The sequence below is a fragment of the Shouchella rhizosphaerae genome, from assembly GCF_900142675.1.
In the GTDB taxonomy this organism is placed as follows: Bacteria; Bacillota; Bacilli; order Bacillales; family Bacillaceae_D; genus Shouchella; species Shouchella rhizosphaerae.
In genome coordinates this window covers 23,094-45,557 of sequence record NZ_FRBS01000002.1, presented here as the reverse complement: position 1 = coordinate 45,557, position 22,464 = coordinate 23,094, and the positions used below count along the sequence as shown (strand labels likewise).

Below are 22,464 nucleotides of genomic sequence, written 5' to 3'. Positions count from 1 at the left end.
CTGTTTAAATCAAGTTATTAGGCACAGACGTCCCTAGATTTTGGAAGACTTTTCCACAAACGCGGCCGTTTAACCTGGCATGGCGATGGTACAATACCCAACCTTTTGGAGGTCATCAAGATCGCTAGGAAGCCTTTTCTTTTCCCATGGTCCGATTATAACTGATTAATATTTCTCATTTTCAGCTCTTTTGAAGCCCCTACCTGATAGATGTATCAAAGATTAAGCCCTGAAAAGGAAGCGTAACTAGGAACATCGTCCGCAAATTTTTTCTATAGGAGGTCATGGTTTCGATATTCTTACTTGAGCCATTTATCCATATTATTCCAATAAAAAAGATCTTTCCGTTCATATTTTGTCCAATGTTCCGAGAAATTCTAGGGAGACATCCTCAAACTCTAACCTATCTGACGAAGGTACTCCCAAGATAAATTATGATTTTAATACGTTCGTAATCAAATGTAGTAAGATGGTGGAGTAGCAAATCATGTTGCCTCCTTGATGGTTTATAGGAGTACAAACATCTTAAACGGGGTTTCTAGTGAGCTGTCTTTTTTTAGGTGTTGCACCATATTATAGTTATTTTCTTATAAATAAAAGGGTATAGGATAAATCTAAAAGGAGGAGATCACGTGGCAGACAATCTTACTCAGGAACAGCGGAGAAAAAATATGAAGGCCATTCGCTCTCAATCAAAACTAGAAAATAAGGTTTCAAAACGTTTATGGAAAGAAGGATACCGTTTCCGCAAAAATGACCGGACGCTTTTGGGAAAGCCTGATATTTCCATAAAGAAATATAAGATTGTGATTTTTATTGATTCCTGCTTTTGGCACGGATGTGAACAGCACGGCAATATGCCTAAAAGTAACAAAGAATACTGGGGGAATAAAATACAAAAAAACAAAGAACGCGACACCAAAGTAAACAAGTATTACAAAGAGAAAGACTGGCATGTTAAGCGGATTTGGGAACACGAAGTAAAAGAAAATATAGAAAAAGTTACCGAGGAGCTATCTGCTTTTATAGATGAAGCAAAAGAACAGCGTCCATAGCAATGGACCTGTTCTTTTTGAATTAATTAAATCATTTCAGATACGTTGCTGTACCCACGGTTTGTAAAACATTTCATGAACATCTGTTTTCTTTTTTCAACACCTATGTTATTCTCAAGACAGTAATCAAGAAAGCCAAGCAAAGCATTAGCAGAAATTATGGCACCTTTAATATCACTCCCAGGAATGCTGATAGAAGCCTTTTCAGTAATTTTGGCTAAGTTGCGCTCCCCGCCCCATTTGCTGGCAGTTAAATAGCCGAAAGAGTGAACTTTTTTGTTGTCAAAGCCATCGTAATTTGGAAGATACTCAGACCCCATGTGAGAAGCCAGTGAAGCAGAAAGCGTAAATTTTTTCCGGTAGTTTTTCGCATCAATCAAACATATATTATTTTCATCTACATGAATCAAAATCTCTACTTCGGTTCTTGTATTATCTCTTGGTGGCTTCGGACGAAGTACAACCTCAAAACCAATAGCCTTTAACACTTCTGCACTTTTATCTTCAAAAGCCAGGTTATCTTTTTCATCCAAGTAAGATTCTACAAAGTCCTCGTTCAGAGTTGTATATTCATATTCAACAAGAAAATTCGCGTACTTCTCAGCTTCTTGTGAAGAAAATTGATGCTCTAGGATTGCAGCAATTTCCCTATGATTCATAGTTTGGATTAGCGGATAGTCCGCCAATAACTGGTGCACTTTACGTAAGCTTTTTGCACTATTTGTAGCAGGAGAGATGTTACCGTAGGGGCTTGCTTTGTAACTGTCTACATCGAGCCCTGCATTTTGCGAAAACCGCTCTAAAGAAATTTTATAACGGCTGTTAAAGGGATAGCGAGCTTCTAAATCAACAAGCGTTATGGATGTATTTTTTTGTTTTTCTGTTGGCACTCTCAGAGCGTCACCACGAATATAATCTACAAGACCGGTGTAGTGACAAAGCATCATAAAAGTATGTGCTACATCCCCATGAGCTTCTGCGTAATCCCTCGCACCTTTGTCAGATCTCTCTCGATGATCGTATTCCAAAGCAATCTCTTTTTTCATATCTGCTTTTTCCTGTTCTGATGAAGAGCGAAAAGCAAGGATTTTGCGTGTCACTTCGAAAAGCTCTTGGTCATTTTGAGCAGGAAGTGCAAAAAAAGTGATTTCTTCCTTCGTTAAAAAATAATCTAGTACTTTTTGATTGGTTAGTCTGACCAGGAAGCGGGCGGGTCTTATTTTAAATGAGTCCTCAAATTTAGGTCTAAATCCGCTTTCGAGGAAGTACGCATTGGGAATTTGAAGCGTCAATATCTGTTTCGAGACATTTTCACGTATCTTCTTTCCTGCTAACAGCGCTTCTCCGACCTTTGCGGGTTTCATTCTTCCCATTTCATCAGTGTAAACGTACCCAAAAGTACGGAGCATCGCGGCCCAGGTGCGCCCTCCGGATCCATCAGCACTTACATTCTGACGCTTTAACCCCTCAGAAGCCAAAACCTCTTCATAGCGTTTATGAAGTTGTCGATTGCGCGCCCATATTTCACTAAAGTCATTAGTAGCGGTTTGAAGAGCTTTTAAGGCATCAATATGGAATTTCGGATCACGTTCGGGACGGGTGATAAACCAAATTTTTCTCTTTGGACTGCTCATTATTCATTCACCTCATTAATTTTTCTTAAGTTTTTTAAGACATGCAACTCCTCTATTGTCAGCTTCTTCTTGCTTTCAATCACTCCCAAATCACCAATTAAATCCTGAAGCAGGTCCTTGTCAGATTGAAGAAATGTAGTAATTGATTCTTCCTCTTCATCAGAAATCGTATTTAGGAGCCCTCCGTACCGTAATGACTTCCTGCAAATGAGCTTCTCTAACGGGCAGCCTTCAAAAGGTGATATATAAGCAAGGACTTTTGTCAATGAAGATAACCTGATATCTTCATTATTGTTGTAAGCATCGTTAAACCAGTTTTCTGCTCTTCCTGTTCCGTAACTTAACGATCGGTGGCTGATATCTGCCTCTTCCAACAGCTGGTCGATATTCGAAAATACCTGGTATATCAGAGCCTTTTTTATAATCTTTTTTAATTGGCTCTTATTTATAACAATCACTTCCTTTCTGGATTTGTAATGCTATTTAAATAATAAAATGAAAACAAGAATGCGATATCACCTTAAAAGATGATATCACATTCTTGCTTTTCACTATCAATTTCTTTTGTAAGTAGTATTTATTTATATAGTTTTTAATAATAAAAAAACTAAAGGAAAAGTAAAAGGACCGTCAAAAGTATTGTGGAAATAAAACCTATACATAATAAACTACTTTTGTTATTTCCTAGTTCAAACATCTTACTAACTCAGCTCTTGTTAAATTAAATCCACGATGATAACGGATTAAAAAAGATTAACTGTAGGGTTCACGAAAGAGTTAATAGACACAAAAGACCACCCTTTCCCCCTACTTATGATACGGCTCCCCCCTCATAATCCGAAAACTCCGATACAGTTGCTCAAATAGCACGAGCTTCATCAGTTGGTGAGGAAATGTCATTTTTGAAAATGATAGCAGTTCGTCTGCCCGCGCGTACACGTCGTTAGACAATCCTAATGAACCGCCGATTACGAAGGCGATTTTGCTTTTTCCATATGTGCCGAGCTGTTCAATATTTTTTGCGAGCTGTTCGCTTGTTTTCATGTTGCCTTCGATCGCTAGGGCGATGACGTAGCTGTCGGCGCTTATTTTGGCGAGGAGGCGTTCGCCTTCTTTTTTCTTGACGAGGCGCATGTCTTCGGTGCTTAAGTGTTCGGGTGCTTTTTCGTCTGGAACTTCGATTTCTTGGATTTTGGCGTAGGCGCTTAGGCGTTTTTTGTATTCGTCGATGCCTTGTTTTATGTATTTTTCTTTTAGTTTGCCGACGGATAGAATTGTGATATTCACTTGTGTATAACTCCTTTTTCAGATGCAAACAGTTTATCCACATAACTTATCCACATATCAACAGTGTGTATATCTGATTATTTTGCCACAGTGTATGTGGCTTTGTTTCCACAGTAGCTACATGTGGCGTCGTTGTCGTCTGTAGTTTTTTCGATTTTGGGTGCGACTTCCCATTCGTCTACGGCGACGTCTAGTACTAGTTCGATATGTTCTGTGCAGGCGTAAAGCAATTGAATCCGTCCTTTCTTTGTCGTTTGCTATTATAGCATGGCTTGGCTATCCACAGCGAGTGCTTCTTTTGCACAATCCACAAAGCAAAAAAACAGCTCCCGCGCGTCGTTCGCGGGAGCTGTGGATTTGTTTATACGTCGCTTTGTTCTTCAAGGGTGACATCGATTGTTTGTTTGTCGCCGTCACGGTAGAGTGTGACGGAAATGGTGTCGCCGATGGAGCGTTCAGCGTATAAGAGTTTGCGCAAGTCTTGTGGGTTTTCAATCGCTTTGCCGTCAATTTCGACGATGACGTCTCGTTCTTGCAGGCCTGCATCGGCTGCAGCGCTGCCGTTTTGGACGCCAACGACGACGATTCCCTCTGTCACGTCTTCAGGCAAGTTCAACGTTCCTTGGAGAGCGGAACTTGGCAGTTCATTGAGTGAGCGTAATGTGATGCCGAGTGTTGGGCGCCGCACTTCGCCGTATTGTTCTAAATCGCTAATGGTTGGCTGCACGATGGAAGAAGGGATCGCAAAGCCTAATCCTTCTGCACCGCCGGAAATTTTCATCGAGTTAATCCCGATAACTTCGCCGTTAATGTTAATAAGTGCGCCGCCGCTGTTCCCGGGATTAATCGCTGCGTCTGTTTGCAGCACTTCTGCATTCCAATCAATTTGGCCATTGCCGCTCAAGTCGACGGGGATGCTTCGTTCTGTCGCGCTAATAATACCTTGTGTGACGCTGCCGGCAAATTCAAGACCGAGTGGGTTGCCTATCGCAATGGCTGGTTCGCCGACGCTTAATTCATCGGAATTGCCAAACTCGGCAACGGTCGTGACGTTTTCGCCGTCAATTTCGAGGACAGCTAAGTCTGTTAGTTCATCGTGGCCTACAAGTGTTGCTGGAACACGAGTGCCGTCGGTTAAAGCAACTTCAATTTCCGAAGCGCCTTCAATGACATGGTTATTGGTAACAATGAATGCCGAGTCGCCTTCTTTCTTATAAACCACACCAGATCCTGTGCCTGTTTCGCCTGTTTCATTTGATCCGAACATATTGGCTTGCTGCATGTTAATGACGCCGACGACTGCATCGGATACTTTGCTTACAACGTCTGTGACCGCTGAATTGACGTCAAGGTTAATAACATTCTCGGCGTTTTGCTCGGTATTCGGTTCTGTGTTGGCGTTGTTGTTTTCGCTTGCTGAATCATCTATGCCAAGGCCGAGGCTCGACATAATGGGTGAAGCAATTAACACAAGCGCACCGCCAATGATGGCGCCGCCAAACGCGGACAAACCAGCCACTTTTTTTGAGCTCTTATTTGGCTCACGGTAGCGCGTTTCTTGCTGGTCATCATAGTAGCCCATGATTATACCCCTTCCCTCTAAACAGTCGTATTCGTTCTATGTATCTTTATTATACCCCTGTTCGCCTGATGGTCTAGGCATTTGCGGGCATTTCAACGATTTTTGACCTTCGTTTAACAATTATCGATAACTGTTGCGGAAGTTTGATAAAAAAACGAATACTGTAGGTTCTTTCTATTTATTTACGCTTTCGCCCCTTTTTAAACGATCGAGAGGGGGGTAGGGTGATAAGGGTCCGTATCGTATAGACGCAGCGTTTCGCCGACTTTATGCCCTTCTTGCTCTAACACTTGCTTGACTGTCATATGCGCTAATTCTTTCATATTGTTGTCGAGGCTTAAATGGGCTAAGTAGATGTTGGCTTGTTTGTCCTCGACGACATCGGTCAACGCCATTGCTGCATCTTCGTTGGACACATGGCCTAAATCGCTTAAAATCCGGCGTTTGACGTTCCACGGGTAGCGGCCGACACGGAGCATGTTCATATCATGGTTGGACTCAAACACGTACGTATCGGCGCCTGCAACGGTCTTTTTAATTCGTTCGCTCACATAGCCCATATCGGTCGCTAAAACGAGTTTCTTGCCTTCGTGGCGGAAGACAAAAAACATCGGTTCAGCTGCATCGTGGGAGACGCCAAATGACTCGACTTCTATGTCGCCAAACTGCTTGACTGTCTCCCGGCCGAACTCAAACTTTTGGTCAAGAGACAACTGCCCGAGCTGTTTCTCCATCGCTTTCCACGTTTTTGCGTTCGCATAAATCGGCACTTGATGCTTTCTGGCAAAAACGCCGACTCCTTTAATATGGTCGCTATGTTCATGGGTGACAAGCAGCGCATCAATGTCTTTTGGGTTGCGGTCAATTTTCTGGAACAGCTCGTCCAGTTTTTTCCCTGTTAGTCCGGCATCAATTAAAAGGCGCTGCGATGCCGTTTCGACATACATCGCGTTTCCCGTACTGCCACTGGCCAGCACGCTGAACCGCATACTCATCTAGTTTCCCCCTCATTTCCACACTTTAAGGCGTGCTGCCCGCTTCGTTCATTTCGTCTGTACTTGGTTCTTCTAATTCAGGCGTTTCTCCATCAATCGCTTGGTTTTCATCAGGATACCACTGATGTTGTTCGCCTAAAATGGCATTCACTAAATAAATGCGTACATCGTCTTCCTCATCATTGTTGCGTTTCACTGTCACTTCCCACATAGGCGAAAAGAAACGCGGCGTTTGTTCCGCTAGGCTATAATAGCCAAAATCAATTTCAACAATGCTATTGTTTCTTTTAATAAAATGGTTGTTTAGCAGCGTTTCGACTGCTTCCATGTACGTAATCATTTTCCGTTCATCTGGGTTTTCCTCAAAGGTGAAATGGCGCTGTGTGTAGCCAATGACCTTGTCGTCTTCATCGAGTTCTAAAATGAGAGGGGCGTCCTCGTTAACGAATGTTTCGCTTTGGTTATATAGCTGGTTAAAATAAAGGTACGATCCTTCTCGCCTTGCAAACACATAGTCATACCCATGCAAAATATGCTGTGCTAAAAAAGCGGCATAGTCGGTTTGTTCCGCTGCTTTGTTGTTGTCGTTTCCAGGAATATCCGATAGGTCAATCGGTTCGTCAAAAGCCGCTTTAATCAGTTCCCGTGATTGGGACAACGTCGCCGTCTGCCCTGTAAGACCGTCTAGCTCTGCTTCTGAAAAGGTTGTCCAGCTTCCTTCAAGGACAACGCCTTTCGCGCCAGCAATGTCGATTTCTTTCGACGGGAGAGAGATGTTGTTATCGGCAAGCCGCTTTTCGATGTCGCTTGATTGCTCAATATCAGGCACTTGTTGAATTTTGTCCAGCAACTGTATGCCTAAAAAGACGTTTAACAGCAAAAACGTGACAATAAAAATGGATTTGGCCCGACTCCAATTCATTGTTTGTACTCCTCATCAAACGGGACTCTTTTCCACGTATTTTGGCTTTCATAATACCACGTCGGCACAAAATTGGCATTTGAGTTGTTCTCCATATCGGCCCTGTAGCCAAGCCGGATGTCCGTGACATCGTCCCAGTTGACCGACGTTGCGGCCTTTAACGCTTCTACAGCTGCTTCTCCTGACGGGACTTCCACTTCAGGGTCTTGAAGCGGAGCCCCGACTAAATGAAAGAGTGGCCGTTCGAATTGGATCACTTGTGTGCCTGAGCGGCTGACGGTTATTTTCATCCTGTCTTTGTTGTCGCTGTTGCTGCGGCCAAAAACAGGAATGCCGTCAATCATCATCCGGAAATCAACGGTTTCGCTATTTTCCCTGGCCGCCCAACTGATCGCCTTATAGTCATCGGTCCAGCCGCCGTTTAAATTGACAAATTCAGCCGCAGTCTCAATAATGTGGCGGTTGTTTGTATCAATGCCGTCTGCTGCAAACGGATAGCTGTAGCTTAAATACTGTAGCCGTTGGTCAATCGTAACAATCCGGCTCCCATCGGTGTAGACATTTTGGCCATCCAGCTGGTTTTGCCGGGGGACATCAGAAGCGCCGCTGAACAAACGCTGGTTGATTTGCCCTATGTCTAGACGGGCAAGCTCATACTGCTTTTCTCTTACTTTTTGCGGTTCAGTGCTGACGTACAGCCGGTTTTGCAGCAATTTGTTGTCATCATCCTTCTGCTTCACGATCACAGCCTCTTCGATGTCTGCTTCCTCTCCCGATTCGAGCAAATCAGTAAGGAACTCAGGATCCATCGCAGAGCCAACCGTAAATAAGCTTTCATTTTCCAATGAGGCAAATTGAATATTGACCCCGCCGTCATAAGGGCTAACATAGACAAACATCCGATCGATGGCATTTAAATTGAAGCGAAAATCTTCTTGTTCGATCCCGAATTGTTTCAGTACAAATTCTTTCGGTACTGCATCGGGAAAAATCAATTCAATTCCACTTACGGCGGAGATGTCTTCATAGTCGCGGTTAATTGATTGCAGTTGCCCTTCGGCAAACAATTGCTCCACTACGTGAGAAAAATACGAAGAGCCATTTTTTACGAGTGCATACGTCCCTTCAGAGCTGTGCAGCACGATTTGTTCAGGGGCAATCAGCTCAACTGGGTCCCGTTCTGTGCCAAACATTTCTTCGGTTTGCACGTTGGAGCTATCTTCTAATGCTTCGATATTTGGTTGGAACGTCCACAATTGGTACGTGAAAAATAAACTTAGACCAATTAAGGCAATTAACGCGACAGTTTTAAACTGTTCGTACCTCACATTGTTCCTCCTTTGAATGTCGAGTAAGGCAACGTGATATAAATGGTCGTGCCTTCATTGTATTCACTATGGACCCAAATATCGCCTTCATGGGCGTGGACATACTCGCTCGCAATCGCAAGGCCGAGACCTGTCCCTCCAACATTCCGCGCCCGAGCTTTGTCCACTCGATAGAACCGCTCAAAAATCTTATCTTGTGACTCAGCTGGAATGCCTAACCCTTCATCGGCAATACTAATCCGTGCTTTGTTTCCTTGATGGAGGAGGGTAATGGTCACATTGCCCCCAGACGGAGAGTATTTAATTGCATTCGATAAGATGTTGTCCAGCACTTGAGTCATTTTATCGGTATCGATTTTGACATAAGTTGGCTGTTTCGCAATATGGCGGTGAAAATCAATGTTTTTGTCCTTGACGACCATTTCAAACCGTTCGACAATGCTATGCAAAAAGGCACCAAGCTCCACCCAATGCAAGTCGAGACGGTAATCGTTTGAGTCAATTTTGGACAGCTGGAGCAAATCATTGACAAGGCGGATCATCCGGTCCGTTTCCTTTTGCGTTACCTCTAAAAAGCGCGGTGCAATGTCCTCATCTTGCATCGCCCCGTCTGCTAACGCTTCTAGATAGCTTTTCATCGTTGTCAGCGGCGTCCGCAATTCATGTGACACATTGGCGACAAATTCGCGCCGCTCATTTTCAATTTTCTCTTTCTCGGTTACATCGTGAAGGACCGCAATCAAGCCATTAAAGGGGCCTTCATCTTCTTGAATCGCTGAAAAGTTCACTTCAAGCATAATCGGCTCTTCGCCTGTGCTCAGGTCAAGGAGCAATGGCTCGTTCCTTTCGTAGAGCTCAAAAATGCTCACTTCCTCTTCCATGCGCAGCACGTTCATAATCGGCCTGCGCAGCACATGCTTTAACGGGATGCCTAACAGTTCTTCAGCTCGCCGGTTCATTAATATAATCAAGCCACTTTGGTCTGTCGCAATCACGCCATCCGTCATGTGGGCCAACACCGAACGCAAACGCTTCTGCTCCCTGTCCCTCATTAACGTCGTGTCATGGAGCCTGTTCGTCAGCTCGTTAAATGCAGTGGCAAGTTGGCCTAACTCATCGGTACTGTAGACACGGACTTGCCTCGAAAAATCGCCATGGCTCATGCGGAGCGCTTGCCGACGCATGTCAAGAATCGGCATCGTGATCGTTCGGGCCAGTAGTATGATCACCAAGAACGTTACCACCATTGCAATGCCTGTCGCCGATATAAAAATGCGGTTGATCGCTTGTGCTTGCTTGCTGACCCCTTCAATTGACGCTTCAATGTAAACAGCACCGAGAATTTCGCCAGTGCCATCTTCATTGGAACGAACGGGGTGTGCTTTAATAATGTAGCGCTCTTGGTCTTCTTGGTTGATCCGCTCTTGGAATTCATACGTCGGCGTCCCGGTTAAGGCGCGCTTCACAATCGTTTGGTCAGTCTGTTGGTCAATGATGTTGGCGTCTTCGTCGGAAGAGCTTGCCAGCACAACGCTATTATAGCCAATCACTTGTGCTTTCCCTTTGCGTGTATTCTCATCGTTTTGCGGAAAAGCGTTGCGTACAAGCGTATCAAGGTCCCGTTCTTCTGGGTCTTCTTGCAATTCTTGGCCGACACTTAAAGACAGCACATTTAAGCGGTCATTTAACAGTGTTTCATAGTTTTCCAGCAAACTTCTTTCCAGTTCCCGGGAAAAGTACACACTGACAATTTGCATCGCCAATACAATCAACAGCACATAAATAATAATCAGTTTAAAGCGAATGGATTTAAAAAACCCGACATTGCGTTCCATTTACCGTTGCTCGCCCTCTGGCGCCGACAAGAAGTAGCCGACTCCCCTTCTCGTCATAATCCAGTTTGGATAGCTTGGGTTGTCTTCCACTTTTTCACGCAAGCGCCGCACCGTTACGTCTACCGTGCGCACATCGCCAAAATAATCATAGCCCCACACCGCTTGCAGCAAATGCTCCCGCGTCATTACTTGGCCTAAATGCTTGCCGAGATAATGGATCAATTCAAATTCCCGGTGCGTTAAATCAACTGGCTCGCCCCGTTTTTTTACTTGATACGCTTCAGGAAGAATCGATAGCTCGCCAATTGTAATTTCTTTTTGCGTGGTTGGCGCATCGTCAGCAGCGACTTGTTGGCGCCGCAAGTTTGCCTTTACACGTGCCAACAGTTCCCGCGTGCTAAACGGCTTGATGACATAGTCATCAGCGCCAAGCTCAAGGCCAAGCACTTTATCAATTTCCGAGTCTTTTGCCGTTAACATGATAATCGGCAAATCGTATTGCTTCCTTACTTCACGGCAAACTTCCATGCCATCTTTATAAGGGAGCATAATATCAAGGAGCATTAAATCAGGCTTCCGTTCCTTGACGCGCTCTAATGCTTCGTTCCCATCATACGCACAGGTAACATCAAAGCCTTCCTTCTCCAAGTTAAATTTCAATATATCAGCAATCGACTTTTCATCATCTACCACGAGAATATGTTTGTCCATCCTCATCCTCCTAGATTGGTCGTCGTTCTAAGATCCTTCATTTAGAAATAACAACATTCTTTCCCGGGCAATTGTTTTGCCCTATCTCTTAGTTTACCACAAACGGGCAAGCCAAGAAGAATGCAAAAAAAGAACCTTATATGCATTCGCACATAAAGTTCTTCCGCTATGCCGGCCAGAGGACTTGAACCCCCAACCTACTGATTACAAGTCAGTTGCTCTACCAATTGAGCTAGACCGGCAAATGGTGGCTCGGGACGGAATCGAACCGCCGACACACGGATTTTCAGTCCGTTGCTCTACCAACTGAGCTACCGAGCCATTTTCGCTTCTTTCGACTTTTTATCAAGATGTAAATGGCGGTCCGGACGGGACTCGAACCCGCGACCTCCTGCGTGACAGGCAGGCATTCTAACCAACTGAACTACCGGACCAAGATATGTATCTATATGAAAAGTGACCCGTACGGGATTCGAACCCGTGTTACCGCCGTGAAAGGGCGGTGTCTTAACCGCTTGACCAACGGGCCACTGTAAACATGGTGAGCCATGAAGGACTCGAACCTTCGACCCTCTGATTAAAAGTCAGATGCTCTACCAACTGAGCTAATGGCTCCTCTAAAAAAGCCGAGCAGGCGGTGCAAAAAAAGCAAACCGCTTGTCCCCAAATCCCTTGGCGACAAGATTTATAATAGCATATAAAAACTAGGTGTGCAACTACTTTTTAAAAAGTTTTTTTAGCGCGATTGAATGGAAGATAAGCGGGAAAATACAGGGGCGCTTTCCCTGCATTTTCCCTTGCCATTTAGGCAAAAACGCCGCGCACCATGTTCGTTTGGCTACGGTCCGGGCCGACGGAAAAGACAGTCAATGGAATCCCTGTCAGTTGGCAAACCCGTTCTACATACGTACGGGCATTTTCCGGCAGCTCATGCAACGTTTTTACGCCTGTAATGTCTTCTTCCCAGCCTGGAAGCTCTTCATAAATTGGCTCACATTCTGCCAAAACATTTAAGCTTGCTGGAAACTCATCAAGCACTTCGCCTTTATAGCGGTAACTCGTGCAGATTTTTAGCGTTTTAAGCCCTGTAAGCACATCAATCGAGTTCAGGGATAAATCAGTAATGCCACTTACTCGGCGAGCGTGGCGGACGACGACACTATCAAACCAGCCAACGCGGCGTGGGCGCCCTGTTGTCGTTCCATACTCATTTCCGACTTTGCGGATACGGTCGCCAATTTCATCATCCAATTCGGTCGGAAACGGGCCATCGCCAACGCGAGTCGTGTATGCTTTTGACACACCAACAACGTGGTGGATTTTTGATGGGCCGACACCAGAACCGATTGTCACTCCTCCGGCGATCGGATTGGAAGACGTTACGAATGGATACGTGCCTTGGTCAATATCAAGCATCACGCCTTGGGCGCCTTCAAATAAAACACGGCGGCCATCGTCCAAAGCGTCATTTAAAACGACGGATGTATCGGCAACATATTTCGCGATTTGTTCGCCATAATGGAAATACTCTTCAACAATTTCTTCAGCTGAAAAGCCATCTGTTTCATAGTATTTTTCAAACAGGCGGTTTTTCTCTTCAAGAACAGCTGCCACTTTTGCAGCAAACGTGTCTTTTTCAAGCAAATCGGCAATTCGAATGCCAATCCGCGCTGCTTTGTCCATATAGGCAGGACCGATGCCTTTCCTCGTTGTGCCAATTTTATTGGCGCCTTTTCGGTCTTCTTCGACAATATCAAGTTTTATATGATAAGGCAAGATCACATGGGCGCGGTTTGAAATCCGCAAATTGCTCGTATCGACGCCGTGGTCATGCAAATACGCAAGCTCTTCGACAAGCGCCTTAGGATCAATTACCATGCCGTTGCCAATGACACAAATTTTGTCTTTGTAAAAAATCCCTGAAGGAATTAAATGAAGTTTGTATTTTTTACCGTCAAACACAATCGTATGGCCAGCATTGTTTCCACCTTGGTAGCGGGCAACCACTTCTGCTTTTTCTGATAAGTAGTCCGTGATTTTTCCTTTTCCTTCATCGCCCCACTGTGTTCCAACAACAACGACTGAAGACATTGCTTGCACCTCCGCTCTCTATAAAAACCATTGTAAGTATAGCAGGTCAGCCTACGGGGCGTCAATTAGACACGAACATTTCCATACTAAAAATCCCCAACATTCGTATAAAAACGAAAAAGCTCTCCTTTTAGAGAGCTTTATCCGTTAACCTGGCGGCATGTCGTTCTCGTCATGGCGCCGGTCCAAATTAACGAACTTATTGTATTCTTTTACAAATGCTAGCTCTACCGTCCCAACGGGGCCGTTTCGCTGCTTGGCAATAATAATTTCGATAATATTTTTATTCTCGGTTTCTTTATCATAGTAGTCATCCCGATAGAGAAAAGCGACAATGTCGGCATCTTGTTCAATACTGCCTGATTCCCGGATGTCTGACATCATTGGGCGTTTGTCCTGCCTTGATTCGACGCCCCGTGACAATTGCGACAGGGCAATAACCGGCACTTCTAGTTCACGGGCGATCGCTTTAAGTGTCCGCGAAATTTCCGATACTTCTTGCTGGCGGTTTTCACCGCTGCGGCCGTTCCCTTGAATGAGCTGCAAGTAGTCAATCAAAATCATGCCAAGCCCTTTTTCTTGCTTAAGGCGCCGGCATTTGGCACGAATTTCGCCGACTTTCACGCCAGGGGTGTCATCGATGTAAATGCCTGCTTTCGACAAAGACCCCATCGCCATCGATAGTTTATGCCAATCCTCTTCCTCCAAGGCGCCAGTCCGCATCCGCTGGGCATCGATGTTCCCTTCTGCACATAGCATCCGCGTGACGAGCTGGCTCGCTCCCATTTCCAGCGAGAAAATCGCAACCGTTTCATCGGTTTTTGTGGCAACGTTTTGGGCAATGTTGAGGGCAAATGCGGTTTTCCCTACTGACGGACGGGCTGCGACGATAATAAGATCGTTGCGCTGGAATCCAGCAGTCATTGTATCTAGCTCCGTAAAACCAGTCGCAATGCCCGTAATTTCCCCACGAGTTTGCTGCAACATTTCGATTTGGTCATACGTTTCAAGCAGCACATCTTTAATCGAGACAAAGCTGCTTGTATTTTTCCGCTGTGCGACTTCGAGAATCGTTTTCTCTGCTTGGTCGAGGATCGCATCGACTTCATCCTCGCTCGCATAGCCTTCTTTTGCAATGTTGGTGGCCACACGGATGAGGCGCCGTAAAAGCGATTTTTCTTCGACGATGCGGCTGTAATACTCAACATTGGCGGCAGTAGGGACAGACTCGGCGACATCGGCCAAATAAGCGACGCCGCCAATATCATCCAGCCACCCTCTGTTTTGCAGCTCTGAGGTGACGGTGACTAAATCAACAGGCTCCCCCTTTTCACCGAGGTCCAGCATCACTTCGTAAATCCGCTGGTGGCTAGCTCGGTAAAAATCTTCAGGCATGAGGCGCTCACTCGCCGTCGTTAACGCATGGTCAGCGAGAAAAATCGCACCTAACACGGCCTGCTCTGCTTCAATGTTTTGTGGCGGCGTCCGCTCTGTCAAAAGGTCACTCATCCATTTCTCCCCCCCTTACAACTGACTTAAAAGGAAGCTGGCCAAAGCGAGAGCCAGCTTCCTTTTGTTTCTATGCTTCTACAACGTGGACAGTAGCCGTTGCCACCACTTCTGGGTGGATTTTAATCGGTACTTTCGTATAGCCGAGAGAACGAATCGGTTCGTCCAATTGGATTTTGCGTTTATCGACTTTCTTGCCTTGTTTCCCAAGCGCCTCGGCAATTTGCTTTGTCGATACGGCCCCAAACAGGCGGCCGCCTTCGCCAGCTTTAGCAGGAATCTCGATCTTGAGCGCTTCAAGCTCTTCTTTCATTGCTTTCGCTTTTTGAAGTTCCGCTTCCGCCTTTTTTTGCTTGCTTTTTTCTTGTGCCTCAAGGTCTTTTATATTTCCAGACGTAGCTGCCACAGCTAAATTTTTAGGGATTAAATAGTTGCGGGCATAGCCTTCTGACACGTCTTTCAATTCGCCTTTTTTGCCTTTCCCTTTTACATCTTCAGTGAAAATGACTTTCATGCTCCGCTTCCTCCTTCTCGTACTTCATCAATGGCCTTCTCGAGCTGGAGTTTCCCTTCCTCCAGCGTCAAGTCAGGCAATTGCGTCGCTGCATTTGAGAGATGGCCGCCACCGCCGAGCTTTTCCATGATGACTTGGACATTTACGTCGCCAAGTGAACGAGCGCTAATGCCGATTCGTCCATCAGCAAGCTGACAAACGACAAAAGAGGCAAGCACGCCGCTCATTGTCAGCAACGTATCAGCAGCCTGGGCGATCACGAGCTGATCGTAAACATGGTCGTCTGGAGCCACAGCAATGGCATAGCCCTCTCGGTAAAGATAGGCGTTTTCTACAAGCTTAGCACGCTTTACGTAAGACGCCAAGTCTTCCTTTAATAGCTTTTGCACGAGCGCCGTATCGGCGCCGTTGGCCCGCAAAAATGAGGCTGCATCGAATGTCCTCGCCCCCGTGCGGACAGCAAAACTTCTTGTATCGACAATGATGCCAGCGAGAAGCGCCGTCGCTTCAAGCCGGTCCATTTTAAACTGCATCGGCTGGTACTCGAGCAACTCGGTCACAAGCTCGGCCGTAGATGACGCATACGGCTCCATATAAACGAGCACCGGATCTTCAACAAAGTCTTCGCTGCGGCGATGGTGGTCAATGACAATGATGCGGTCAATCATTTCCAATAGCCGCGGCTCAATGACCATCGATGGCTTGTGTGTATCGACGATGACGAGCAACGTCTCTTTATCAGCTAAATCCAATGCTTCTTCAGGCGAAACAAACTGGCTCCACAAATGGTCGTGTTTCTCCGTTTCTTCCAATAACCGCTGGACATCCGGATTAATATCGTCCACATCGAGCACAATAAAGCCTTCACGGTCATTTAAGTCAGCAATTTTCAATACGCCAATCGCTGCCCCAATCGCGTCCATATCTGGACGCTGGTGACCCATGACAATCACTCGTTCGCTTTCTTTTACAAAATCGCGCAAAGCATGGGAGATAACGCGAGCGCGTACCCGTGTCCGTTTTTCCATCGCGTTGGTCTTGCCGCCATAAAAGCGGACGCGGCCATTTTTCTTTTTGATCGCCACTTGGTCGCCGCCGCGCCCAAGCGCTAGATCTAAGCTTGACTGGGCCAAGGCGCCCAGTTGTTTTAATGACGTTTCTTCCGTGCCGACCCCAATGCTGAGCGTAATGGGCACTTTCTCCCTTGCTGTCCGTTCACGGATATCATCAAGCAATTCAAACCGGTTCTCTTCTAAGAGCAATAGCGTCTTATGGTTCATCACTGCCAAAAACCGATCAGAGGACGTCCTTCTTAAAAAGATATCATAATCGCTCGCCCAGTTGTTCAACGCTGTGGTCACTTTGGCGAGCAGCCGGCTGCGAACTTGATCTTCCATGCTTTGTGTGACTTCATCGTAGTTGTCTAAGTAAATATGCGCGATGACCGGCAGCATATGTTGGTACTTTTTTTGCGTTTGTTCTTTCTCGGTTACATCCACAATATAAATAAGTCGCTCGTCACGTTCAAACGTCATGTAATAGTAAGAGGACTCCATTTGGAACGTTTCATTGGCAACGTCATTGCTTACATATTCGCCAAGCTCTTCATGGATGCAGGTAATGGGCTCGCCGATAAGCCCAGTCCCAAACCGTTCATCAACAAACGGGTTTACCCACTCGATCACTTCATCCTCATTATAGAGGACAATGCCTACAGGCAGCTTGGTAACAGCTTCTTCCCCTGCCTTGTTCACACGGTATGATAAAGTCGAAATATATTTGTGCAACTGCCGTTCATTGCGCTTGTGGGATTGGTGAAATAAACCGATCCATACGATGAGAGCAATGCCAGCAACGGCACCGGCTTCTAAGCGATAGTAAGCGAGAACAGCAATGGATACAACGGCAATAACAAAGAGTGCGATGACATGAAGCTGTTGCCACCACTGCTTTTTCCAATTTGGCATATTGTCATCTCCTACCTGTCATCCAAAAATTACAGTTTCATACGGTCGCGAATTCTTAAAACCATATCCAGTACGCCAATCATTTTCATGGCCCACAACAAAAATGGCACGAGTAAAAGACTGATGACAACCATGATGATAATGAAAACAGAGACCCCTTTTGCAAGCCGCTTTGCCTGCAAATACACAAACAGAAGCGACACCCCTTGGATGATAAGCAATACACTGACCAAATTTATGCCAGTTTGCGTGACTGCCGCCATATAGGAACCAGGCTCAAACGGCAAAAATGACAGGAGCAATAGGGAAAAATAAAACCAAAGGAAAAAACGTGGAAAGGCCCATTCGCGAAACTTCGGCAGCTTATGATATGGTAGGTCCACACGTTTAAAGAGCATGGTAGCCGCTCCATAGACCATAAACGCATACGCGGCAGCCATCAGTAGCAACAAAAAGGTCATCAGCGATTCAATGAGTTGAACGTATTCCTCTATAAATGCTTTATCGTAGGATTCCATCCCTAATTCAGACAAAAGCTGTTGCGTCTCTTGGAGGGACTCCCGGACAAATTGCAGCACGGATAGATCCGTGACGGCTGTAAGGAGTATGTAGGCAGTCGAAAGAAAGACAAACGACGCGACAATCGTTGCCAGCAACAATTCAGCCCCTTTTCTGCGCTTATGCTGCGCATAGCCGAGCACATAGCCAATGACGGCAAAAGCAAATGCTGCCAAAGGGTTTAACGTCGCTATTGTTCCGAGCAAACCAACAGCCGCTGTTAACACCATTCCCGGCCTTGGCCCAAAAATGGCCGTAAAATAAACAATTGGCAACGGCATGGCGACAAGTGCAACCATGTTTAATAGCGGAATGTTAAATGCAAAGATCATGAACAATGCAATGTAAATCACACCGCATAGTAAGCCCTTCATCAGCTGGTTCCTGTGTTCCAAATTCTCACCTCATTTAACACGCTCAACGAGCGCGTCTCATTCACACACAGTTCCCATCTATTTTAGCGTAATTACCTTTAAAGTAAAAGGCGAGCCTCTCGATTCGCCAGTAAGTAGAAGAAAAGAGGGCAACCAAGCCAGCTTTTTCTTAGCTTGGCCCGGTCCGCCCTCTTTATCCCATCTTTAGTTTACATCATTGACGTAAGGTAGCAATGCTACTTGGCGAGCGCGTTTAATCGCTACAGTCAGCTTACGTTGGTACTTTGCAGAAGTTCCAGTTACGCGGCGCGGAAGAATTTTTCCACGTTCGGAAATGAAACGTTTCAGCAAATCAACATCTTTGTAGTCAATATGGGTAATTTTATTGGCAGTAAAAAAGCATACTTTTCTCCGTTTAGGACGACCACGACGTGCCATATGTTTCACTCCTTTCCTTTAAACATTAAAATGGAAGATCATCGTCGGAAATATCAATCGAACCGTCATTCGAGAACGGGTCGTTATCATATCCATTAGAACGGCTGCCACCAGTTTGGTTGCCAGAACCTTGGTTGCCAGCGCCGTACTGATCAAAACCAGGATTATTCCCAGAGGATTGGTTTTGACTGTTGCGAGGTTCGAGAAATTGGACGCTTTCAGCAACGATTTCCGTTACAAAAACGCGCCTGCCTTCATTATTGTCATAGCTTCGCGTTTGCACACGGCCGTCGACTCCTGCAAGGCTCCCTTTTTTAAGGAAATTGGCGACGTTCTCAGCCGGTTTGCGCCAGACAACACAGTTAATGAAGTCAGCTTCTCGTTCTCCTTGCTGGTTTGAAAACGGACGGTTGACTGCAAGCGTAAAATTGGCTACAGCTACACCGTTTGGCGTGAATCGCAATTCAGGGTCACGCGTTAAGCGTCCGACAAGAACAACACGGTTTAACAATGCGATCCCTCCCAGCCTTTTAAATGGTCCCTTATTCGTCCTGGGCCCGTTAAAATACGTCTATTTCGACTTACTGTTCGTCTTTTGTTACGAGAACGCGGATAACGTTGTCGTTGATTTTAATCAAACGGTTAAACTCGTTAATCGCTTCCGTATTTGCTTGTACACTTAGCAATACATAGAAACCATCTTTGAAATCGTTGATTTCATAAGCTAGGCGTTTTTTACCGATCTCGTCCACCTTTAGAATTTCAGCACCGTTGTCAGTGAGCACTTTGTTGTAACGCTCAATGATTTCCTTGTTTGCTGATTCTTCTAGGTTTGGAGCGATAATGTACATAATTTCATACTTACGCATTCCAGTCACCTCCTTTTGGTCTAAGCGGCTCCGTTTACACAGAGCAAGGAGCAAAAGTCAATTCACTCACATTGAACGAGTATACCATTAAAGTAGTCGTTATTCAAGAAGTATCGAAGCAACCACCTGCCTTTTGTTCAAATTGTCGCGATAATTGGGAATCAAGGATGTAAGAGCAAATGAGGGGGCTTTCAAAGGGGTTACCAACTATATACGCTATCTCAACTAAAATTCCTTGTTTTTTCTTGCATTTTTTTTCGACAAAATGAATCTACAAAGCAAGAGGCTGCAACGTTGGCTGCAGCCCCTCCTTTTTACACATTAAACCGAAAATGGATGACATCTCCGTCTTGGACGACGTATTCTTTTCCTTCAAGGCGAACTTTGCCCCGCTCTTTTGCAGCAACCATGCCGCCAGCGTCAATTAAATCGTCATAGGCGACAACTTCAGCACGGATAAAGCCGCGCTCAAAGTCAGTATGGATAATCCCAGCTGCTTGTGGCGCTTTCGTGCCCCGGCGGTATGTCCAAGCCCTGACTTCCTGCTCTCCTGCTGTAAAATACGTTTCCAAGCCTAGCAAAGAATAAGCCGCGCGGATTAATTGGTCAAGCCCTGATTCTTGAATGCCGAGCTCTTCTAAAAACAGCGCTTTTTCATCGCCTTCCAGCTCAGCAATTTCCGATTCAATTTTGGCGCAAACGACAATCACATTGCTGTTTTCCGCTTCCGCAAATGCTTTCACTTGTTTGACGTAGTCATTGTCTTCGCCAGCAAGCAAATCGTCTTCAGCGACATTGGCTACATACAGGACAGGTTTGCTTGTCAGCAAATGTAGCTGTTTGACAATTTTCAGTTGGTCGTCATCAAAATCGATGCTTCGTGCTGGCTTTTCATTTTCAAACGCCTCTTTTAATGCTTCTAGTACAGGCAATTCTGCAACAGCCGCTTTGTCTTTTGCTTTCGCCAGCTTCGCGACACGGCCAATCCGTTTGTCAACTGATTCCAAATCCGCCAAAATCAACTCCAAGTTAATCACTTCAATGTCACGCAACGGATTGACGCCACCGGAAACATGGGTAATGTTTTCATCAGCAAAGCAGCGGACAACATGGGAAATCGCATCTACTTGACGAATATGAGACAAAAACTGGTTGCCAAGCCCCTCGCCTTTGCTGGCGCCTTCGACAATTCCGGCTATATCTGTAAATTCAAACGCAGTCGGCACCGTTTTTTTCGGTTTGACCAGTTCGGTTAATTTTTCCAACCGTACGTCAGGCACTTCGACAATCCCTACATTTGGGTCAATTGTGCAAAACGGGTAATTGGCCGATTCTGCACCCGCTTGGGTAATCGCATTGAACAGCGTTGATTTTCCCACGTTTGGCAACCCTACTATTCCAGTTGTTAAAGCCACTTCCTGTCACGTCCTTTTTATTTGTACAGGCCCGCACAAAAACAAGGTAGAGTACAAACCCTCCCTTGTTATTCGGAACCTAATACTTTTTTTAGTTTTTTTGAAAAGTCCCGGCGTGGTAGCATCACGCTGTGTTGGCAACCCAGGCATTTTATCCGGACATCCATGCCCATGCGGATAATTTTCCATCGATTTTCCCCACAAGGATGTGGTTTCTTCATTTCCACCACATCGCCTAACGCAAATTCCTTTTCTGCTGCCACCGTTTCGTCCTCCTCAAGCTCGTCTGCTTGTATTATACATGAACCAAGCAGGAGTTTGTAGTGTCACTGTTTGCTTTTCGTTGCTGGATGTTTGACAATTGGGTAAAGAACGAGTGAAGCAAGAATAAACAAATTTAAAATGCCGTACAATGGGTACAATATCGAAATTAGTGTCGAGAAGCCAAACATCGTCATAGGCGCCATGCAAGCCACAAGCAACAATGCAATCAGCCAAGCCTCGCCTTGTACGTTTGTTCGTAATCTCGCTATCAGCCCAAAAACCCCTGAAGCTGCCGTTGTATAGATGGCTAGCCACAATAATAAGGAGATGGCAAGAACCATAATCGACGGATAATGTTTTAAGATCACAAACAGCGGAATCTCGTAAAAAATGATCTCTTGAGCCACCGAAAGCAATGACTCATTGTACAAATAGGAAATCGTCCCAAGCAAGAGCCCGCTGCCAATGCTGGCAATGTAAATTTCACCCTTATGTTTGATTTGGTTGCCTACCGCACTTAAAACAGCGACAATCGGCAAAATATTAAGCGACGTAAAGGTCATGGCCGCTGGCCAATTATGTTGCATATGGATGTCAAATGTGAACGAAAAGCCGATTGATGATTGGTAGACTAGTAAGACCGCTACTAAGCAAATAATGAGCACTGGAATGAGACATGCATTGATTTTAGTCATTCCTGTCATATCCTTTACAAACATGAACACCACCAATGCCGCATTAATGACAACGCCGAGCCAAAAAGGAATGTTATATACTTCGAGTGTTGCCCCTGCGCCTGCAAGCATAATAACCGTCACTGAAAACAAGTAAAGAATAATCATCCAATCATACGCTTTTGCTAAGCGCCGCCCAAGCAACTTCTCAAGTATCGGCAAATAATGGGTTGTCTTTTCTTTTTGGGCAATGGTTAATATGACCGCACAGCTGATGGTGAATAGAATCGCAAACAATACGATAGCCAGTCCGCTTTCTGCCCCGAAAAATTCCCACAGTTCCCGTCCAGAAGCATAGCCAGCGCCAATCACCGTCCCGACAATTAAAAACATCCATTTTAGTCCGTTTCCCCACATTTTCGTCACCTTCAATTTCCCCGTC

Annotated in this window: 22 protein-coding genes and 5 tRNA genes; 1 reads left to right on the top strand and 26 read right to left on the bottom strand. The window is 45.4% G+C overall.

From position 1 onward, the window contains the following. Positions 1-632 precede the first annotated feature (632 nt). Positions 633-1,055, top strand: a complete 423-nt coding sequence (locus BUC05_RS06315) for a very short patch repair endonuclease (protein WP_073304355.1) — start codon at positions 633-635, stop codon at positions 1,053-1,055. Between the two features lie 26 nt (positions 1,056-1,081). Here BUC05_RS06315 and BUC05_RS06310 read toward each other — a convergent pair whose 3' ends face one another. The 26 genes from BUC05_RS06310 to BUC05_RS06185 all read right to left on the bottom strand — a co-directional run bounded on the left by BUC05_RS06310 (position 1,082) and on the right by BUC05_RS06185 (position 22,439). Continuing rightward, positions 1,082-2,689, bottom strand: coding sequence for a restriction endonuclease (locus BUC05_RS06310; protein WP_073304353.1), 1,608 nt, complete (start codon positions 2,687-2,689; stop codon positions 1,082-1,084). After that, positions 2,689-3,147, bottom strand: coding sequence for a hypothetical protein (locus tag BUC05_RS06305; protein ID WP_073304351.1), 459 nt, complete (start codon positions 3,145-3,147; stop codon positions 2,689-2,691). The genes BUC05_RS06310 and BUC05_RS06305 overlap by 1 nt, the downstream gene beginning before the upstream one ends. A 349-nt stretch (positions 3,148-3,496) precedes the next feature. Next, complete coding sequence (gene rlmH / locus BUC05_RS06300; RefSeq protein WP_073304349.1) at positions 3,497-3,976, bottom strand: 23S rRNA (pseudouridine(1915)-N(3))-methyltransferase RlmH; 480 nt, start codon at positions 3,974-3,976, stop codon at positions 3,497-3,499. Positions 3,977-4,053: 77 nt separating this feature from the next. Then, the gene (locus tag BUC05_RS06295; protein WP_073304347.1) at positions 4,054-4,206 is read right to left on the bottom strand and encodes a CxxH/CxxC protein; all 153 of its coding nucleotides are present in this window, start codon (positions 4,204-4,206) and stop codon (positions 4,054-4,056) included. A gap of 131 nt (positions 4,207-4,337) precedes the next feature. Further along, positions 4,338-5,558: a S1C family serine protease gene (locus tag BUC05_RS06290; protein WP_011248927.1), complete on the bottom strand. Its 1,221-nt coding sequence runs from the start codon at positions 5,556-5,558 to the stop codon at positions 4,338-4,340. 200 nt (positions 5,559-5,758) lie between these two features. Then, the gene (locus BUC05_RS06285; RefSeq protein WP_011248928.1) at positions 5,759-6,553 is read right to left on the bottom strand and encodes an MBL fold metallo-hydrolase; all 795 of its coding nucleotides are present in this window, start codon (positions 6,551-6,553) and stop codon (positions 5,759-5,761) included. Between the two features lie 25 nt (positions 6,554-6,578). Beyond that, positions 6,579-7,475 carry a two-component system regulatory protein YycI gene (locus BUC05_RS06280; RefSeq protein WP_011248929.1) on the bottom strand — a complete coding sequence of 299 codons (897 nt, stop codon included), beginning with the start codon at positions 7,473-7,475 and terminating at the stop codon, positions 6,579-6,581. Further along, a complete protein-coding gene (locus BUC05_RS06275; RefSeq protein ID WP_073304345.1) occupies positions 7,472-8,803 on the bottom strand; it encodes a YycH family regulatory protein in 1,332 nt (443 codons plus the stop codon). The genes BUC05_RS06280 and BUC05_RS06275 overlap by 4 nt, the downstream gene beginning before the upstream one ends. Beyond that, positions 8,800-10,638, bottom strand: coding sequence for a cell wall metabolism sensor histidine kinase WalK (gene walK / locus BUC05_RS06270; RefSeq protein WP_011248931.1), 1,839 nt, complete (start codon positions 10,636-10,638; stop codon positions 8,800-8,802). Before walK ends, BUC05_RS06275 begins: the two co-directional genes overlap by 4 nt. After that, the gene (yycF, locus tag BUC05_RS06265) at positions 10,639-11,349 is read right to left on the bottom strand and encodes a response regulator YycF (RefSeq protein ID WP_011248932.1); all 711 of its coding nucleotides are present in this window, start codon (positions 11,347-11,349) and stop codon (positions 10,639-10,641) included. 169 nt (positions 11,350-11,518) lie between these two features. Beyond that, positions 11,519-11,591 (bottom strand) — tRNA-Thr (locus BUC05_RS06260). 3 nt (positions 11,592-11,594) lie between these two features. Further along, a tRNA-Phe gene (locus tag BUC05_RS06255) sits at positions 11,595-11,670 on the bottom strand. Between the two features lie 36 nt (positions 11,671-11,706). Beyond that, positions 11,707-11,783: transfer RNA gene (locus tag BUC05_RS06250), tRNA-Asp, on the bottom strand. A gap of 23 nt (positions 11,784-11,806) precedes the next feature. After that, a tRNA-Glu gene (locus BUC05_RS06245) sits at positions 11,807-11,878 on the bottom strand. A 10-nt stretch (positions 11,879-11,888) separates the two neighbouring features. Beyond that, a tRNA-Lys gene (locus BUC05_RS06240) sits at positions 11,889-11,964 on the bottom strand. Positions 11,965-12,153: 189 nt separating this feature from the next. Next, positions 12,154-13,440, bottom strand: a complete 1,287-nt coding sequence (locus BUC05_RS06235; protein ID WP_011248933.1) for an adenylosuccinate synthase — start codon at positions 13,438-13,440, stop codon at positions 12,154-12,156. Positions 13,441-13,587: 147 nt separating this feature from the next. Continuing rightward, positions 13,588-14,949: a replicative DNA helicase gene (dnaB, locus tag BUC05_RS06230; RefSeq protein WP_011248934.1), complete on the bottom strand. Its 1,362-nt coding sequence runs from the start codon at positions 14,947-14,949 to the stop codon at positions 13,588-13,590. A gap of 70 nt (positions 14,950-15,019) precedes the next feature. Then, positions 15,020-15,463: a 50S ribosomal protein L9 gene (gene rplI / locus BUC05_RS06225; protein ID WP_011248935.1), complete on the bottom strand. Its 444-nt coding sequence runs from the start codon at positions 15,461-15,463 to the stop codon at positions 15,020-15,022. Then, positions 15,460-17,430 carry a DHH family phosphoesterase gene (locus BUC05_RS06220; protein ID WP_035205689.1) on the bottom strand — a complete coding sequence of 657 codons (1,971 nt, stop codon included), beginning with the start codon at positions 17,428-17,430 and terminating at the stop codon, positions 15,460-15,462. The genes rplI and BUC05_RS06220 overlap by 4 nt, the downstream gene beginning before the upstream one ends. Before the next feature lie 29 nt (positions 17,431-17,459). Beyond that, positions 17,460-18,362, bottom strand: a complete 903-nt coding sequence (locus BUC05_RS06215) for a YybS family protein (protein WP_011248937.1) — start codon at positions 18,360-18,362, stop codon at positions 17,460-17,462. Between the two features lie 204 nt (positions 18,363-18,566). Continuing rightward, on the bottom strand, positions 18,567-18,800 hold the full coding sequence (gene rpsR, locus BUC05_RS06210; protein ID WP_011248938.1) for a 30S ribosomal protein S18: 234 nt from the start codon (positions 18,798-18,800) through the stop codon (positions 18,567-18,569). A gap of 25 nt (positions 18,801-18,825) precedes the next feature. Then, entirely contained in the window at positions 18,826-19,311 is a 486-nt protein-coding gene (gene ssb / locus BUC05_RS06205; RefSeq protein WP_011248939.1) for a single-stranded DNA-binding protein, read from the bottom strand. A 70-nt stretch (positions 19,312-19,381) separates the two neighbouring features. After that, positions 19,382-19,669, bottom strand: coding sequence for a 30S ribosomal protein S6 (gene rpsF / locus BUC05_RS06200; RefSeq protein WP_011248940.1), 288 nt, complete (start codon positions 19,667-19,669; stop codon positions 19,382-19,384). A 314-nt stretch (positions 19,670-19,983) separates the two neighbouring features. Further along, a complete protein-coding gene (gene ychF, locus BUC05_RS06195) occupies positions 19,984-21,084 on the bottom strand; it encodes a redox-regulated ATPase YchF (RefSeq protein ID WP_035205686.1) in 1,101 nt (366 codons plus the stop codon). A 68-nt stretch (positions 21,085-21,152) separates the two neighbouring features. Continuing rightward, positions 21,153-21,347 (bottom strand): DUF951 domain-containing protein, encoded by a 195-nt coding sequence (locus tag BUC05_RS06190; protein WP_035205683.1) that lies wholly within the window; start codon positions 21,345-21,347, stop codon positions 21,153-21,155. Positions 21,348-21,410: 63 nt separating this feature from the next. Beyond that, a complete protein-coding gene (locus BUC05_RS06185) occupies positions 21,411-22,439 on the bottom strand; it encodes a YkvI family membrane protein (protein ID WP_035205682.1) in 1,029 nt (342 codons plus the stop codon). Positions 22,440-22,464: the final 25 nt, after the last annotated feature.

Bases quoted from the DNA above. Each gene is read 5' to 3' on its own strand.
- BUC05_RS06290 (WP_011248927.1), bottom strand. From the start codon at position 5,558: ATGGGCTACTATGATGACCAGCAAGAAACGCGCTACCGTGAGCCAAAT.
- BUC05_RS06185 (WP_035205682.1), bottom strand. From the start codon at position 22,439: ATGTGGGGAAACGGACTAAAATGGATGTTTTTAATTGTCGGGACGGTG.
- rpsR (WP_011248938.1), bottom strand. From the start codon at position 18,800: ATGGCACGTCGTGGTCGTCCTAAACGGAGAAAAGTATGCTTTTTTACT.
- dnaB (WP_011248934.1), bottom strand. From the start codon at position 14,949: ATGAGTGACCTTTTGACAGAGCGGACGCCGCCACAAAACATTGAAGCA.
- BUC05_RS06235 (WP_011248933.1), bottom strand. From the start codon at position 13,440: ATGTCTTCAGTCGTTGTTGTTGGAACACAGTGGGGCGATGAAGGAAAA.
- rplI (WP_011248935.1), bottom strand. From the start codon at position 15,463: ATGAAAGTCATTTTCACTGAAGATGTAAAAGGGAAAGGCAAAAAAGGC.
- walK (WP_011248931.1), bottom strand. From the start codon at position 10,638: ATGGAACGCAATGTCGGGTTTTTTAAATCCATTCGCTTTAAACTGATT.
- rpsF (WP_011248940.1), bottom strand. From the start codon at position 19,669: ATGCGTAAGTATGAAATTATGTACATTATCGCTCCAAACCTAGAAGAA.
- BUC05_RS06285 (WP_011248928.1), bottom strand. From the start codon at position 6,553: ATGAGTATGCGGTTCAGCGTGCTGGCCAGTGGCAGTACGGGAAACGCG.
- BUC05_RS06280 (WP_011248929.1), bottom strand. From the start codon at position 7,475: ATGAATTGGAGTCGGGCCAAATCCATTTTTATTGTCACGTTTTTGCTG.
- BUC05_RS06310 (WP_073304353.1), bottom strand. From the start codon at position 2,689: ATGAGCAGTCCAAAGAGAAAAATTTGGTTTATCACCCGTCCCGAACGT.
- yycF (WP_011248932.1), bottom strand. From the start codon at position 11,349: ATGGACAAACATATTCTCGTGGTAGATGATGAAAAGTCGATTGCTGAT.
- BUC05_RS06215 (WP_011248937.1), bottom strand. From the start codon at position 18,362: ATGAAGGGCTTACTATGCGGTGTGATTTACATTGCATTGTTCATGATC.
- BUC05_RS06220 (WP_035205689.1), bottom strand. From the start codon at position 17,430: ATGCCAAATTGGAAAAAGCAGTGGTGGCAACAGCTTCATGTCATCGCA.